At 52.1% G+C, this 15,679-nt stretch carries 16 protein-coding genes and 1 pseudogene; 6 read left to right on the forward strand and 11 right to left on the reverse strand.

Going from position 1 to position 15,679, the window contains the following annotated elements:
- The first annotated feature begins 19 nt into the window (after positions 1 to 19).
- From lspA to DW806_RS10005, 3 genes are read left to right on the forward strand one after another with little or no spacing between them, the layout of a single operon-like run.
- Positions 20 to 490 carry a signal peptidase II gene (lspA, locus tag DW806_RS09995; RefSeq protein ID WP_110436776.1) on the forward strand — a complete coding sequence of 157 codons (471 nt, stop codon included), beginning with the start codon at positions 20 to 22 and terminating at the stop codon, positions 488 to 490.
- 2 nt (positions 491 to 492) lie between these two features.
- The gene (locus DW806_RS10000) at positions 493 to 1,413 is read left to right on the forward strand and encodes an RluA family pseudouridine synthase (RefSeq protein WP_118729852.1); all 921 of its coding nucleotides are present in this window, start codon (positions 493 to 495) and stop codon (positions 1,411 to 1,413) included.
- A complete protein-coding gene (locus DW806_RS10005) occupies positions 1,410 to 2,222 on the forward strand; it encodes a Cof-type HAD-IIB family hydrolase (protein ID WP_118729853.1) in 813 nt (270 codons plus the stop codon). Before DW806_RS10000 ends, DW806_RS10005 begins: the two co-directional genes overlap by 4 nt.
- Positions 2,223 to 2,284: 62 nt before the next feature.
- On the opposite strand, the gene DW806_RS16090 is transcribed toward DW806_RS10005, so the two are convergent.
- The 8 genes and pseudogenes from DW806_RS16090 to DW806_RS10045 all read right to left on the reverse strand — a co-directional run bounded on the left by DW806_RS16090 (position 2,285) and on the right by DW806_RS10045 (position 10,299).
- A complete protein-coding gene (locus tag DW806_RS16090) occupies positions 2,285 to 2,566 on the reverse strand; it encodes a helix-turn-helix domain-containing protein (RefSeq protein WP_158578346.1) in 282 nt (93 codons plus the stop codon).
- Positions 2,541 to 2,828 (reverse strand): annotated as a pseudogene (locus DW806_RS10015) (transposase); the annotation flags it as partial. The pseudogene DW806_RS10015 and the gene DW806_RS16090, both read right to left, overlap by 26 nt.
- Before the next feature lie 260 nt (positions 2,829 to 3,088).
- Positions 3,089 to 3,673, reverse strand: coding sequence for a pyridoxal 5'-phosphate synthase glutaminase subunit PdxT (gene pdxT, locus DW806_RS10020; protein ID WP_117750800.1), 585 nt, complete (start codon positions 3,671 to 3,673; stop codon positions 3,089 to 3,091).
- A 1-nt stretch (position 3,674) separates the two neighbouring features.
- Positions 3,675 to 4,547: a pyridoxal 5'-phosphate synthase lyase subunit PdxS gene (gene pdxS / locus DW806_RS10025; protein ID WP_117750799.1), complete on the reverse strand. Its 873-nt coding sequence runs from the start codon at positions 4,545 to 4,547 to the stop codon at positions 3,675 to 3,677.
- 162 nt (positions 4,548 to 4,709) lie between these two features.
- A complete protein-coding gene (locus tag DW806_RS10030) occupies positions 4,710 to 6,629 on the reverse strand; it encodes an HlyD family secretion protein (protein WP_118729856.1) in 1,920 nt (639 codons plus the stop codon).
- 61 nt (positions 6,630 to 6,690) lie between these two features.
- A complete protein-coding gene (locus DW806_RS10035) occupies positions 6,691 to 7,203 on the reverse strand; it encodes a hypothetical protein (RefSeq protein WP_118729857.1) in 513 nt (170 codons plus the stop codon).
- Positions 7,204 to 7,333: 130 nt separating this feature from the next.
- On the reverse strand, positions 7,334 to 8,809 hold the full coding sequence (spoIVA, locus tag DW806_RS10040; protein ID WP_118729858.1) for a stage IV sporulation protein A: 1,476 nt from the start codon (positions 8,807 to 8,809) through the stop codon (positions 7,334 to 7,336).
- Positions 8,810 to 8,823: 14 nt separating this feature from the next.
- Positions 8,824 to 10,299 (reverse strand): DUF3794 domain-containing protein, encoded by a 1,476-nt coding sequence (locus DW806_RS10045; RefSeq protein ID WP_118729859.1) that lies wholly within the window; start codon positions 10,297 to 10,299, stop codon positions 8,824 to 8,826.
- Positions 10,300 to 10,440: 141 nt separating this feature from the next.
- Between DW806_RS10045 and DW806_RS15220 the strand changes: the two genes are divergently transcribed.
- A complete protein-coding gene (locus tag DW806_RS15220) occupies positions 10,441 to 10,587 on the forward strand; it encodes a hypothetical protein (RefSeq protein WP_158557213.1) in 147 nt (48 codons plus the stop codon).
- A gap of 152 nt (positions 10,588 to 10,739) precedes the next feature.
- Here DW806_RS15220 and DW806_RS10050 read toward each other — a convergent pair whose 3' ends face one another.
- From DW806_RS10050 to nrdD, 3 genes are read right to left on the reverse strand one after another with little or no spacing between them, the layout of a single operon-like run.
- Complete coding sequence (locus DW806_RS10050) at positions 10,740 to 11,255, reverse strand: deoxyuridine 5'-triphosphate nucleotidohydrolase (protein WP_118285774.1); 516 nt, start codon at positions 11,253 to 11,255, stop codon at positions 10,740 to 10,742.
- Positions 11,256 to 11,271: 16 nt separating this feature from the next.
- The gene (nrdG, locus tag DW806_RS10055) at positions 11,272 to 11,766 is read right to left on the reverse strand and encodes an anaerobic ribonucleoside-triphosphate reductase activating protein (RefSeq protein ID WP_118729860.1); all 495 of its coding nucleotides are present in this window, start codon (positions 11,764 to 11,766) and stop codon (positions 11,272 to 11,274) included.
- 5 nt (positions 11,767 to 11,771) lie between these two features.
- Positions 11,772 to 13,892 carry an anaerobic ribonucleoside-triphosphate reductase gene (nrdD, locus tag DW806_RS10060; RefSeq protein ID WP_118729861.1) on the reverse strand — a complete coding sequence of 707 codons (2,121 nt, stop codon included), beginning with the start codon at positions 13,890 to 13,892 and terminating at the stop codon, positions 11,772 to 11,774.
- Between the two features lie 426 nt (positions 13,893 to 14,318).
- Here nrdD and DW806_RS10065 point away from each other — a divergent pair, with 426 nt between their 5' ends.
- Positions 14,319 to 14,576 carry a TM1266 family iron-only hydrogenase system putative regulator gene (locus DW806_RS10065; RefSeq protein WP_110436788.1) on the forward strand — a complete coding sequence of 86 codons (258 nt, stop codon included), beginning with the start codon at positions 14,319 to 14,321 and terminating at the stop codon, positions 14,574 to 14,576.
- Positions 14,569 to 15,615: a [FeFe] hydrogenase H-cluster radical SAM maturase HydE gene (hydE, locus tag DW806_RS10070; RefSeq protein WP_118729862.1), complete on the forward strand. Its 1,047-nt coding sequence runs from the start codon at positions 14,569 to 14,571 to the stop codon at positions 15,613 to 15,615. Before DW806_RS10065 ends, hydE begins: the two co-directional genes overlap by 8 nt.
- The last annotated feature ends 64 nt before the right edge of the window (positions 15,616 to 15,679 follow it).

The raw sequence follows: 15,679 nt of genomic DNA on the forward strand, positions 1-15,679 counted from the left end.
TTTGTTTTGGAGGTAGAAGATGCCGATTTATATTTGTGCAATCTTGCTGATGATCGCGGCAGATCAGGCAGTGAAATACTGGGCGTTTACGTCTCTGCAGGCACAGCAGACCATTCCGCTGATCAATGGTGTGTTTCACTTGACTTATATCGAGAATCGCGGTGCAGCATTCAGCCTGTTCGCGCAGTTTGATTCACGCTGGATTTTCGTTGTACTGGCCATTGTGATTACAGTTGCCATTTTCACAGCGATTTATAAGAATATGCTGCAGACTCAGCTTGGCTGCTGGTCGCTGATTCTGGTAGCGGCAGGCGCACTCGGCAACGCCATTGATCGTGTAGCACACGGTTTTGTTGTCGATATGTTTGACTTCCGTCTGATTCATTTTCCGGTATTTAATGTGGCAGATATCTTCATTTGTGCAGGTGGTGTACTGTTTGTGCTATATTTTATGTTTCAGCACAAGGAAACAAGCGAAGCGGAGAAGTAACCATGAGTGAATTGCAATTTACGGTTCCGGCAGAGCAATCCGGCAAGCGTATCGACAGCTGGCTGGCAGAGCAGATTGAAGGACTGACCCGCTCTGCGGCGCAGAATCTGCTGTCAGAGCAGGCAGTAAGCTGTAACGGTCAGCCGCTCAAGAAAAATTACAAGCTGGTCGGCGGCGAGGCGGTTACGATTCAGCTTCCGGAGTTAAAGGAAGTTGATCTCAAGCCAGAGAATATTCCGCTGGACATCGTTTATGAGGATGCAGATATTGTGGTGGTCAACAAGCCACGCGGCATGGTTGTGCATCCGGCGGCCGGCAACTGGGACGGCACGTTGGTAAATGCATTGATGTACCACTGTGGTGACAGTCTTTCTGGCATTAACGGTGAACATCGACCGGGCATTGTGCATCGTATTGATAAGGATACCAGCGGTCTGCTCGTTGTGGCGAAAAATGACGCCGCACATCAGAGCTTGGCAGCTCAGATTGCGGCGCATACGGCGTATCGCGGCTATGAAGCGATTGTGGTTGGTTCTGTCAAGGATGATACCGGAACGGTGGATAAGCCGATTGCCCGTCACAAGACGGATCGAAAAAAAATGGCAATCGTGGAGGGCGGACGTGAAGCAATCACGCATTATACTGTCATCAAACGATATAACGGCTACACATATATGGCATTTCAGCTCGAGACCGGACGTACACACCAGATTCGCGTACATATGGCATCTATTGGTCATCCGATTATCGGTGATCCGGTGTACGGACTGAAAAAAGACCGGTTTTCCAATATCGGCGGTCAATGTCTGCATGCAGCGAAGCTGACGCTCACGCACCCGAAAACAGGGGAGCGGATGGAGTTTTCGGCATCGCTGCCACAATATTTTACTGAAGTTCTTGATAAATTGGAGCGTATGCAATGAAAAAGTTTAAGGGTATGCTGCTGGCCTGCGATATGGATGGTACGCTGCTCGATGATTCAAAGCAAATTCCGGCAGAAAATTTGCGCGCATTACAATATTTTACGAAACAGGGAGGACGGCTGTCGCTTGCGACCGGCCGTTCTCCTCATGCTATTGGCACATATATAGCTCAGTTGCCGGTCAATGCGCCATACAGTGTGATGAATGGTTCATTGATTTGCGATGAAAATCGCCAGATTTTGCATTGTTCCGGTATGCCGTACGAGACGAAAGAAATGATTGAGCATGTATTGTTAAATAATTCACAATTTGGATGTGAGGTTTTTACCGCCGAAACAGCGCTGATTCGGCAAATGAGCGATCACACGCTGCAGCACATGCGCAAGCTGCATTTAGATTATCAGATGCTTTCTAATGAGCAGTTTGCAAAAAGCGCAACTGCGGATTGGTGTACGGTCAATTTTACCGGTGAACCGGCACCAATCACCGCACTGACGCAGGATTTACTGATTCGGTATCCGCATGTATTTGATGTGACATCCAGCATGCCGACATTCTGTGAAATCACAGCCGCAGGTGTGAATAAGGGTTCGGCTCTACGAAGTATTGTTGAATACTTACCGGACGTTGAACGTGTATTTGCTATTGGCGACAGCTACAATGATGAATCCATGCTGCAAGAAGCTCAGATTTCGTTTGCACCGGCCAATGCAGAGCCGGAAGTGCTGCGAAATGTAAATGTGATGGTAAGTTCTAATAATGATCGTGCGGTGGCTGATATGATAGAGTATCTGGAGAAAATAGGATGAAAACAGTTAATTGTTAATAGATAGATGGTTTGCTAATTATACAAAATCTTTATTTTGTATAATTAGATTCCTATGTCTAAATTAGATTCTACACTACGAATATCTACCCCGTCAACTGTTTTATACGGGTCATCGCTACGACATACCAGCCAATCACAAGTTACACCAAAAATGTACCCCAGATTCAACAGGACGCTGGACGACAATAATGTTTCGCCACGTTCCCAGCGATAGACCGTATCGCGGCAGATACCGAGCGCCGAAGCAATTTTAAGCGTCGAAACACCGGAACGTCGCCTTGCTTCACGAATACGATTAGGATTTCTTCTCTTTCTGCGGCACATAGGCCAGAATATTCCGCATGAAATGCACCTTGCAGCGCTGCCATGAGGCGTCGGGAAAGGATTCACGAATTGCCGAAACCAGTCCGGCGTGTGCATCTGAAATGATAAGCCTGGGCGTGGACAGACCACGGTCCTCCAGATTCTGAAACAGCACTCCATAGGAGCTCCCGGATTCTTCGGCCATAGATTCAACGGCAATGATATCCCTATGACCGTTTTCATCCACACCGCACACGATAAGTACCACCATGCTGACAATGCGCTGACTTTTCTCTGCTCCTAGCTGCTGGTCCACCTCGACCTCCATGAGCTCTATGCACAGTCATTCCAGCATACTCAGCATCGGATCCGGCTCCGTCACACATTTCCGTCACACATTTCCGTCACACATTGCAGTAGCAAAGGAGCCCTAAGGACCTGTCTATTTTCTGTTGTATATGTGATAGAAACCCAGTTGCCGCTTAATGGCAACTGGGTTTTTCGACAGACTGTAAGCGGCTCTTACAGAGCCGCTTATTTTAGTTATCCCGCATTCTTCAACCGAAACTGCTCAACCATCCGAATAAAATGCTGATGCACCGTCAAATCCATATCTAATTCCGGATGAAATGCGGTCACGAGCATATTATCCTGCTGTGCAGCAACAATATTACTGTCAACAACGGATAGCACCTCGACATTATTTCCTACGCTCTCAATATATGGTGCGCGAATGAATGTCATCGGTATTCTCTCGCTACCGCCAAACCGATCATCCGTGAAAAAACTGCCAAGCTGTCTGCCATAGGCATTACGCTTTACGCGGATATCCATCACACTGAAGCATGGTATGCCACCATCAATCTGCTTAGCCAGCAGAATCAGACCGGCACAGGTTCCGAATACAGGAAGTCCGCTTTGAATCCGCTCACGTAGCGTATCATACAAATCCAGCTCGCGCAAGAGTTTATTCATTACTGTGCTTTCGCCACCCGGAATAATCAAACCATTCATCGGCTGATCCAGATCGCGCTTCTGGCGAATTTCGAAGTGCGGTACGCCGAGTTTATCCAGCACTGCGGCATGCTCTGCGAAGGCGCCCTGCAGCGCCAGAATTCCAACTGCCATTTTACTTGCCTCGCTCTGCCATCAGCAATGCGATTTCATTCTCGTTAATGCCAACCATTGCTTCACCCAGATCGGTAGACAGTTCTGCAATCAGCTTTGCATCGGTGTAGTTAGTAACCGCCTTTACGATTGCTGCAGCACGCTTTGCCGGATCGCCAGACTTGAAGATGCCCGAACCAACGAATACGCCTTCTGCGCCAAGCTGCATCATCAGTGCTGCGTCAGCCGGAGTTGCAACGCCTCCTGCTGCAAAGTTTACGACCGGCAGTCGGCCATTTTCATGCACACTGCGGAGCAGTTCAACCGGAACCTGCAGTTGCTTTGCGGTCTCAAACAGCTCATCCTCACGCAGATTCTGCACACGGCGAATTTCTGCGTTCATAGCGCGCATGTGACGAACTGCCTGCACAACATCACCTGTGCCCGGCTCACCTTTGGTACGGATCATTGCTGCGCCTTCAGCGATGCGGCGCAGAGCTTCACCCAGATCACGCGCACCGCATACAAACGGAACCTTGAACTGTGTCTTATCAATGTGGTATACATCGTCCGCCGGAGACAGCACTTCACTCTCGTCAATATAGTCGATCTCGATTGCTTCCAGAACCTGTGCCTCAACAAAGTGGCCGATACGGCACTTCGCCATAACCGGAATGGAAACTGCTTCCTGAATACCGCGAATCATCTTCGGGTCGCTCATGCGGGAAACGCCGCCTGCTGCACGGATGTCAGCCGGAATGCGCTCCAGCGCCATAACTGCACATGCGCCTGCTGCTTCGGCAATCTTCGCCTGCTCCGGTGTGGTTACGTCCATAATGACGCCGCCCTTCAGCATCTGGGCCAGCTCCTTGTTCAGCTTATACTGTACGCTCATGTCGTTCAGACTCCTTTGTTGTTTGGTGTATGAACGCATTATACGCCCAATCTGAATATGTTGAAATACTCAGATTGCAATTATTTTATAATGCCAGTTTGCAAGAGATAAAGAAAAGCACGGTTTCTGTTCTAAAACAAAAGCCGTGCTTTATACTGCTTATCAGCTGTTATATGCTGTATTTTCCTCATCAGTTACCGCGTTTGATGTATTTGGTGTGGCATTCAGATAAACCGTTGCACCTTCATCGACGCCCCAGAAAATTTCGGTATTGTTCGCATCTGAAACGCCGGTTTCCACCGCTACCAGCTGATAGCCTTCGGGTGCTTCCATGCCGTCTGGAATCGGCAGTGTATCATCGAATGGAATTTCGTTGCCGTCCTTGTCAATGAGCGTTTTGGTGAATACACCCGTACTGCCATCCGCCGTGTGAACGATAGCGGAAGTCGGTACCATCAGGCAGCTGTCCGATTCGGCAACTGCAATTTTGTAATCGACCATCATGCCGCTGGAAATCGCCTGACCTTCGATAGAATCAACCGTGATAATTGCCTTAAAAGTCGTCAGACTGCCCTGACTGCCCGTGTTCTGACTCGGCTCCGGCGAAACCGAGTCAACCACACCGGTGAGCGGCAGCTCGGAACCATCCATTGTGTACATGTTCATTGTCACCGTCTGACCAGGCTCTACAGACTGCACTTCATCTGTCATCAGCTCGGCCGTAACAACGGTATCGCTTAGGTCGGAAACAACAACCAGAGGCTCGGTACCATCGGTCTCCTCCCCTTCTTCCGCGTTCAGTGAGGTGACAACGCCGTCGATCGAAGCCGTCATCGTGGCATCCAGAATCTCCTGCTGCAGCTTGAGAATGCGCGTCTGAATCTCACTCACCTTGGCCTGTGCGGCTGCAGCCGTACTCTGTGCAGCCGTGAGGCTGCTTCGCGCGTCCGAAGTATCCGGCGCTGTAACATTGGAGATCGACATAATGACTGCACCGCTGCTGTATGTGTGGTTCGAGCCGTTATAGGCCGTGATTTCACCGCCGATCGGTGCCGTGATAACCTGCTCCTTGATGTAGTCCAGCGTGCCCGACCCGGAAGAGAAAATCGTGCCGGCACTGTCGCTGTTGATCGTTGCGGTAGCACTCGTTCCCTGCGCCAGTGCACCGGAAGAATTCTGTACGGTCAATACAACAAGGAAAGTACCTTTGCCGGAAGCGGAATCAATCGACGAAACCACAGCGGAAACCTGTCCGACAGAGGTAGAGATCGTAGCCGTCTGACCGGCCTTGATATCTTTGGCATATTCCGAACTAAACTGTACAGCAAGCTGCATCTGGCTGTCGTTGACCATACGGCCGATGGTCTGTCCTGCACTTACCTTCTGCCCTACTGCAAATGTGCTTGATGCGATAAACTTGCCGCTGAACGGTGCCGTAGCGCTGCCGTGGGTATACTGGCTCTGCGCCGAGGCAATGCGGCTCTGTGCCTGCGTAATCGCTGCCTGTGCGTTGGTCAGCTCACTCTGCGCGGCAGTGAATTCTGCCTGTGCCGCTGTCAGTTGTTCGCGGATTCCGGTCGGATCGACAACGACCAGCGGATCACCGGCATGCACCTCATCTCCCTCGGAAACCAGCACCTGAGAGATTTTGCCCTCAAGTCCTAAGCCAAGTTCTTCCGTATTGCGCGCAGCCGTTTCACCGCTGCCCTCGATATAAGTGCCAATATCGCCATAGGTAACGACTGCAGTCGTCGGAATTGTGTCCTCCGTGCCGGTATTGCGCGAGCGAATGACAGCAAATACCGAACCGCCGACCAGCAGAATAATCAATCCGGCTGCAATGATAACGCGGACGCACTTGCTTCGATTAAATCTTTTGCAAAAGGATTCAGCAAGCTGCTCTGCCTTCTCATTTTTTTCGTCAGCATCAGCTTTTTCGGATGCTTCTTCCGGTGCAGTATTTTCCTCCGTCTGAACGGTCTTGTCAGAGTTGTTTTCTGGCATCGGCGGAAGCGTCTGTGTCTGCTCAAGCTCCTGTTCATTCTTGTGTTTGCCGAAGAACTTCTTCTTGTTCTGGCTCATATTTTGATGTTCCTTTCTATGCGCTGTTCCTGTAAAACAGAGCCGTGCCCGATCTTGAAAGTTATCTCTCGATCAGAGCCTGTAAAAAGTCATGTACTTTTGCGGGCAGTTCCTCCAGCGAACCGTCGTTGAGGAATTCCGCATCATAGGTATACGCTGCAACGCCGTCATCCGAGCGGTTGCCAAGCTGTCCGCGTGCCTGCTCAAGTGTTGGTCGACGCACGAGAATGGTCTTGCAGTTTACGCCTGCCGCCTGACGGAAGCGCTCGATCTCCTCCGGCTCCCGGATATGGACGAACAGCAGTTCTGCATCATTTTCAGCAAATATCTGCAGCTGTTCTGTGCAGTAGCGGAACGGAAGGTCGTTGAATTCTGTGCAGTCTGCTTTCAGCTGCGAAAGAAAACGGCGTGCCGCCGGTGTTTTGGTGCCGTCCCATCCTGCGGCTTTGGCCACCTGCAAAATGGGTGTGATGGACGAAATGTTCTGCACCTTCCAGCTTTGCGCGGCAGCACTGCATACGGTATCCTTGCCGACACCGCCGCTGCCGTTTATGATAAACACTTGTTTGGTCAAGTAAAAGTCTCCTTCAAATGCGCATTTCTATACACTATACATTTTAGCACAGCAAATCGACCTTTACAAGCGGACAGTCTTTACAATTCTGTTAAAAAAGCGTGCCTGTTTTTGGCAGGCACGCTCGATTTCACAGGATGATGCAAATGAGTCCTCCTGCGCTTTCATTGATGATCTTTTCCAGTGTTTCACGGATTTTACCACGGGCATCATCCGGCATACGGCTCAATTTGTGCGACAGTTCCTCACGCACGAGTTCATTGAGCGACTTTCCGAAAATATTGGTCTCCCAAATCTTCTCCGGCTGTTCCTCAAACTCGCTGAGCAGATAGTGTACCAGTTCTTCCGACTGCTTTTCCGTGCCGACGATCGGATTGACCTCGGCTTTGATGTTGGCCCGCATCATATGGATGGATGGTGCAGAAGCCCGCAGACGCACACCATATCGCCCTCCCTGCCGAACGATTTCCGGTTCCTCGAGCGAAAGCTCCTCCACCGACGGCATCACAATGCCGTAACCGGTCTGATATACCTGATCGAGCGCACCATGCAGCCGTTCGTACTGCTGTTTCACCGCAGCGAAATCCTCAAGCACACGAATCAAATCTGCGTCATCCCGCACCTGAATGCCGGTCTGCTCGCCGACAATGCCGTAGAATACGGTTTCCGGTACGTCCACATGCACGACCGCCGAGCCGCTGCCGAGCGCCATATTGTCCACGCTCGCCCGCTCGACGTATTCGTTCTCTTCGAGGGTACGGCATAGCTTCTGTACATCACGCATTTTTTCTCCGCCTTCGGCGGCTGTGCGAATGCACTGGTAAATGCTGTTCTGCACCGGATGATGCAGCGGCAGAGTACCGATATAACGCGGAAGGACAAAACCAATCTCGCAGACCGGAAATTCATACAGCACCTGCTGCAGAATATCCGCAATGCCGCTCTCATCCAGTTCAAGACAGTTCACCGCAATCGGTGCAATCCCGTACTGCGACTGCAGCTCGGCGCATACACACTGTGCTGCTTCGCCGTTTGGCTCTGACGAGTTTACCAGCACGAGAAACGGCTTGCCGAGTGACTGCAGTTCCTCGATTACGCGTTTTTCTGCCGGTATATAGGCTTCACGCGGCAGATCGGTAAAGCTGCCATCGGTCGTCACCACCAGTCCGATGGTAGAGTGCTCGCCGATAACTTTGTGTGTGCCGATCTCTGCCGCTTCGGCCAGTGTCATGGGTTCCTCCTGCCACGGTGTAGATACCATGCGCGGTGTATCTCCCTCCATGCCGCCGAGTGCGCCCTCTACCAGATAGCCTACGCAGTCCACCAGCCGTACCCGGCATGCGCCGCCTTCCGGCAGAGCGATTTCTGCCGCTTCTTCTGGCACAAATTTTGGTTCGGCAGTCATAATTGTCCGTCCGGTGCCGGACTGCGGCAATTCATCCCGTGCGCGCTCCCGCTTGTAGGGATTCTCCATATCGGGCAGCACCATAGTCTCCATGAACCGCTTGATAAATGTGGATTTTCCCGTACGAACCGGACCGACAACGCCAATATAAATATCACCGTCGGTGCGACTGCTGATTTGATCGTAAATCTGGTTTTCCATTCTCTTCCCGCCTTTCAGTCCTGAATCGGAATCAGCAGCATGGCATTCTGCACACGCTCTGCCTCTGCCGGCAAGTCATTCGCACAGCGAATCGCCTGCTCGGTCGTACCGCAGTTTTTGGCAATGTCCCACAGCCGTTCTTCGCCGTTGATCTGCTTGAGAACCAGTGTTACGCCGTTATGACTGCTCTCCTTTGGCTTGATCTCCAGCGCAGAGATATAGCAGAACGTCACGCGCTCCTGTGTTGCAGCAGTGCCGTTTGCGGTGACAGTCAAAAGTAATCCACGCTCACCCGCCGCTGTGGCGCGTGCCGAAAGCGTAAGATCTTCCGGCTCTCCGGCTTCACTATACGGCATGGTCAGCGGTACAATACGCTGCACTGCGCAAAGCTGCTGTTCATCACTCAAATACAGCACACGAACACCGGCTTTGACCTGCAGCTCGCTCTCCGATACGCGCTTTGCGCCGCAGCAAACCGCCTGCGCGGCAATCACATGAGAAACATGCTGTGCAGTCTGCAAAGTCTCACTGCCTTCGGAGGTAAACGGCTGCGCGGATGGCATATTCTGCAATACAGGATGCTCTGCCTGCGCAGCAAGCTCCTTGCCGGGCAGATACATATCCTCGATGCAGCGCAGCCTGCGCTCCTGCCGCAGCAGCACCATAGCCTGTGCGCTGATGGTGCAGGACAACATGCCATCGGATTCCAATCGGCAGTCTGCCTCAGATACGGTCATCCGGACTGCAGTCAGGGCGTCTTCTTCTGCTTCCGATAGCTCGAGAATCTGCGTGAACGGCGTGCTGCTGTTCAGTACGCGCACTGCATCATCCTCCTGCATGGCAAGACAGTGCAGCACAGCTTCACCTTTCACGATGATTCTGCCATGCATTGCGCGGCACTCGGAAACCTGCATCGTGCAGTCGCTATGCAGAAGGGACAGCTCCGCTGCATCCGCAAGCTGTATGTCGTCCAGTATTGTCACCGGATAACTGCGTACCTGCTCCAGCAGCGTTATGTTCTGCAAATGGCTCAGGCATTCTATGCCGTCCAGTTCGACCGATTCCGTCACGTCGCATTCAGCTTTGCAGTAGCCTTCGGTTAAAAAGCAAAGCTGAACGCTGACGCTCACCTTGCGGCTGTTCATAGCTTCGGCATCTACTGCAGCAATGCGGCACACGGTGCTGCAGATAGATTCTGCCGTTAAACCCTCACATTCCTCAATATGCGCAAACGTGACCGGCACGGAGAGCCGACGCAGCTTACCACCGTTTTCCGGTTCGTACAGTATGGTCGTCTGCACGGTGCCGGATACCAGCAGGCGGTCATTCTGTGGAGTCTGGTCCTTGATGGCCGCCGTACCATACGCGCACACAATTCGTCCGATATCCGGAAACGTGTCCGGCACAATCGAATCCGCACTCTCTGTCGCCGCAGAGATATGCGCTAATTTCTTTTCGTAGTAGCAGATGCTTGTTTGATTCAGTTCCATTGATGCTGCCTCCTTTGGTTTCACCGCTGCTCCTGCATTACCATATGAAGCACTTGTGTAAAATATGAGCAGATCGGTTTCGCTTTGCTGTCACATTTTCCATCCGCGCTGCTTATACTGGTAACAGGAGCGTGATGCGCTATGTTCTGCCGTGGTCAGGCGATCGGTCTTGCCGTATTTATGTTTGGAACAGGCTTGCTGCTAGGCAGTCTGCTCCCATCCTGTCTGCCGGTGTGGCTGATTGCACTGGCAGTGATCGCGGCAGGGCTGTTCCTGCTGCAGTGCTGAAGGAGGGTAAGGCATATGAAGGTTGTTGTATGGAAAAGTCCCAAGTGCTTACGCGGGATCCTGTGCTGCCTGTTTCATGTAAACAGGGCATAAGAAAAAGCGCATTCGCAGATAAATCTCTGTGAATGCGCTTTTGGCTGTTTATAAAATCGTTACTTCTTTTCAGTCGTGCTACCGAAGCCGCCGGTGCGTTCACCGTCAGCCTCATCGTCCACGGTGATACCGAACGGCAGGAAAATACCTTGTGCAAAGCCGTCGCCTGCGGCAACCGAAAGGGTTTTGCCCTTATGATCGTCGCTGGTCATCTTAATGAGAATGTGTCCTTCATTTTTAGCCTCAAAGTAGTCGCTGTCGATAATGCCGACCGTATTGTCAAGCTGCAGACGGTGACGGAAGCCCAGACCGGAACGCGGGTACAGGCTCAGCACCCAGCCGTCCTCGATCATAACGCGGATACCGGTCGGAATAAGGATGGTCTCATGCGGAACAAGCGTAAAGCTTTCCGGCGCAAAAAAATCATAGCCGGCAGAGCCTTTGGTCGCGCGGCGCGGCAGCCGGATGTTCTGATAGACCTTCTTGGCCTCATCCGCGCTGCGGCGGGTAGCCGCGCACCAGTCACGGACAAACTGTTCCTCGGATACCTTGAAAAACTGTGCGATCTGTTGCATAATTCAGAACTCCTTTTTACTTATCGTCATGCAGGACGATATTGTTAGCCGCAAGCGTGCGCGGAACATCGATCACGCGCTGGTTGGCACTGCCGCGCCAGTGAAGCTGCGGATCGGCCTGCGCCTGTACAAAACGACCGTCGATCAGCACGTCAATCTGATCGAGAAACGGCAGCCACTTGATTTCCTCCCAGCGATAGCCGGTGTACAGCCAGATGGTCTTGTCCGGAAACTTCTGCCGAATCTCGCGGCACAGCTCGCTGACCTCCTCACGGTTGCCGGGGAAAAGCGGATCGCCGCCGGAAAACGTGATGCCGGAGATATAGTCCTTGCCGAGCTCGGTGAACAGCTCATTCTTTGCTGCCTGATCAAACAGCAGACCGCCTTCCGCATCCCATGTGATGGGGTTGTGACAGCCGGGACAGGCGTGTCCGCAGCCGGCCACCCACAGCACAACACGCAGGCCGTCGCCGTTGAGCATATCGTCCTTGGTTATATTGTGATACTGCATTCGTGTTACATACTCTTTCTTTCAGCAATTTCGGCCATCTTGGCATCGTTCAGGCGCGTATCGCCCTTAACGCGAGAGTAGGAAAGATAGCCGTTCATTCTCTCGATTTTGGTAAGGTTGCGGCTGCCGCACTTCGGGCAGACATCCATAGACAGTTCCTCATGACCGCAGTCATCGCAGTACGCGAGTGAAAGATTGACACCCTCATAGAAGCCCTTTGCCATGGCGCGGCGCACCAGAGAGCGAATCGCCTCATGGTTGTAGTCAATCGGATACTTGACGTACTGAATCTTACCGCCGTTGCACAGATTCCAGAAACGACCCTCAAGATCCTGCTTCTGAATCGGTGTCAGGTCCTCGGTAACATGGCAGTGGAAGCTGTTGGAGACATACGGACGATCGGAAACGCCCTCGATGATGCCGTATTTCTTGCGGAACTGCTCGACCTGCAAACCGCACAGACTCTCTGCCGGTGTACCGTAGATAGCATACAGATTGCCGTCCTCGTTCTTGAACTGCTCGACCTTATCGTTGATATACTGCAGTGTTTCGAGGGCAAACTGACCGTCCTCGGCAAGCGATTTACCGTTGTACAGTTCCTGCAGCTCGTTGAGTGCAGTAATGCCGAACGACGCAGTAGCGGTTTTCATAATCGGCTTGATCTTGTCCGACGGCTTGAGATGTCCGCCGTAGAAGCCGCCCTCGCAGTACGCCAACGGATTGGTGGATGCACGCATCTCCCCCAGGTATGCATAGGTGCGGATGTGCAGCTTGCGGATAAGCTCCAGATAGTAGTCCAGCACCTCGCAGAACGGACGGCTCTCCTGCTGTGCCTTAGCGTAGATCATCGGCAGGTGCAGCGATACCGCGCCAATGTTCCAGCGGCCGACAAATACCGGCTTGTCGCTCTCATCAGCGGGCTTCATGCCTCCGCGCTCGTACCACGGAGACAGGAACGCGCGGCAGCCCATCGGACTGATGATCGCGCCGTACTTTTTATACATGCTCGGCACATAGCCTTCACCGGTCAGCGACAGCCAGTCCGGATACATCGCACGGGACGAGCACAGGATACCGGCTTCAAATACATCCTCAAGCAGTTTGCCGGGACCGTGCAAGTTCTCATCGTACAGGAATACGATCTTCGGGAACAGGACCGGCTTTTTCTGGCCTTTTTTGCCCTGTCCCTTGCGGCGTACATTCAGCATGGTAATGGAGGCCAGCTTGGCAAAACGACCGGTGCCGGTTCCCATTGTCATGGTGATGAACGGATAGTCGCCGCGGCTGGATGCTACCGTGTTGAACTTGTACTCCCAGCCCTGGAAGCCCTGCTCAAAGTCGTTGAGAATGTCCGCCATAACTTCCTTCTCGACCGTATCAGCATCCAGTCCCAGACGAGTATACTTCTCGGTCAGCATTTTGTAGCTGCGCTCGGCATAGGGCTCGAGCAGCAGATCGACCGACGGCACGGTAAAGCCGCCGTACTGCTGGCTTGCAGCGGAAAGCACGATATCACCGATCACGTCAAATGCAACATTAAGTGTTTTCGGCTCGTTGTACCACAGATTGCCCATCTCAAAGCCGTCCTTGAGGACACTCGCTACATCAAACAGGCAGCAGTTCATGGTATCGCGGCGTGCCGACATATCGTGGACGTAAATGTAGCCGTCCCGACAGGCCTGCAGTTCCTCGGTGTTCATAAAGAACTTCTGGTACAGCTCCTTGTTGAGCTGATTGAAGATCAGGCTGCGCTTAGTGGAGACCAGCGCGGAATCCGTGTTGGAATTTTCCTTATCGCCGATATACATGATAGACTGGCTTTTCTGGTATACGCTGTCCAGCATGCCGACAAAATCCTGCTTATAGTTGCGGTAGTCGCGGTAGCTTTTGGCAACCTCCGGCTGCACCGACTCAAGTGCAGACTCAACGATGTTGTGCATTTGCCAGATCTGAATCTCGGTCATGTGATGGTCACGGATATAACCCTCGACATGATTGCAGATCGACTTCAACTCATCCTCTGTAAAGTTGTAGAGGACACGGTTTGCCGACTTATTGACGGCGATAACAACCTTCTGGATGTTAAACGGTTCTTTGGTGTGATCCTTTTTGACAACTCGAACCATGTGTTGTTCTTCCTCTCTAAATTTCATACGTTCATCATTATATCATATTGTCCGATAAAAAGCGAACAAAAAAGCACTGCTGTTTACAGGCAAAGCGTAAAAGTGCATACCCATATATCATGTGCCGCTATTGCATTGTACCATACAAGATATAGATTTGGAAGGATAAAATTCGACAAAAATATCATACATATTTTTGCGAAAATAATTCTTTGCACAAAATCGTCGGTTTTGCTTGCGGGTCTGCCGACTATCCTCTATAATAGATGTAGCGATCCTGACAGTAAGCCTCTGCGTCCGCAGATTCTGCATGAAAGGAGCCGTCCATATCGTATTGCAGCGTTTCTTGCACGGAAGCGCCGTTTATATCTGTATCGGACTGCGTCTTTCAGAGGACGCAGTTATTTTTTATTCCGAGGTGTTTTTATGCAAACAAGAGTTGCCGTCATGGGAATCGTGGTAGAGAACACGGATTCTGTGGAACGGCTCAATACCCTGCTGCATGAGTACGGCAGCTATATCATCGGGCGCATGGGTATTCCCTATCGAGCGCGCAATATCAACATTGTGTCCATCGCCATTGATGCGCCGCAGGATGTGATTTCAGCTTTGTCCGGCAAAATCGGCAATCTGGACGGCATCAGCGTCAAGACCGCGTACTCCAATGTGCAGAGCGATGAATAAGGAGAAGCAGCTCATTGACCGGCTGGAAGCGCAGCACAGCCTGTCAATAGAGGAATACGAATATCTAATCGAAAACCAGAGCGATGAACTGGCAGCCTATGCCGCAGAGAAAGCGGTTGCCTTACGAAAACAGGTATACGGTACGAATGTGTACATTCGAGGACTGATCGAAATCGGCAATATCTGCCGCAACGACTGCTATTACTGCGGTATCCGGCGTTCCAATCCTGCGTGTGACCGCTACCGACTGACCGAGGCGCAGATACTGGACTGTGCCCGGGAAGGCTACGCACTCGGTTTCCGCACCTTTGTTATGCAGGGCGGCGAGGACAGCGCATTCTCGGCCGATGTGGTTTGCCATCTGGTACGACAGATCAAAGCCGAGTTTCCGGACTGTGCAGTAACGCTGTCGCTCGGAGAGTTCCCTCGTGAAGCCTATCAGGCGATGTTCGATGCTGGCGCGGACCGTTATCTGCTCCGTCACGAAACCGCCGATCAGGCACATTATGAAAAGCTGCATCCGGCGCAGATGTCGTTTGACAACCGTATGCGCTGCCTTCGTGATTTGAAAGACATCGGCTACCAGACCGGCTGCGGCTTTATGGTCGGCTCGCCGTATCAGACGGCACGAACACTCGCTGAGGACTTAAAGTTCATCGAAAAATTTCGGCCGGAGATGTGCGGTATCGGCCCGTTTATTCCGCAGAAGGACACACCGTTCCGCGATTTTCCGGCCGGAACGTGTGAGCAGACAGTGTATCTGCTGTCACTGCTGCGGCTGATCCAACCGAATTTGCTGCTGCCCGCTACAACGGCGCTCGGCACCATCCGGCCGGACGGCCGCGAGCGCGGACTGCAGGCTGGTGCAAACGTAGTGATGCCCAATCTGTCTCCGCTTGGGGTGCGAAAAAAATATGCACTGTACGACGGCAAACTATGTACCGGTGAGGAGGCTGCACAGTGCATCGGCTGCCTGTCGCGCCGTGTGGCGTCGGTCGGCTGCCGGATTGTTACCGCACGCGGAGATATTATCCGATAAGTGATACATTTTAAGGGACTCTGACGGAAAGAGTAATCCTCTGACCGCAAGATAAGAAAGGAAA

The sequence above is a fragment of the Butyricicoccus sp. AM32-19 genome, from assembly GCF_003480365.1.
Taxonomy (GTDB): Bacteria; Bacillota; Clostridia; order Oscillospirales; family Butyricicoccaceae; genus Agathobaculum; species Agathobaculum butyriciproducens.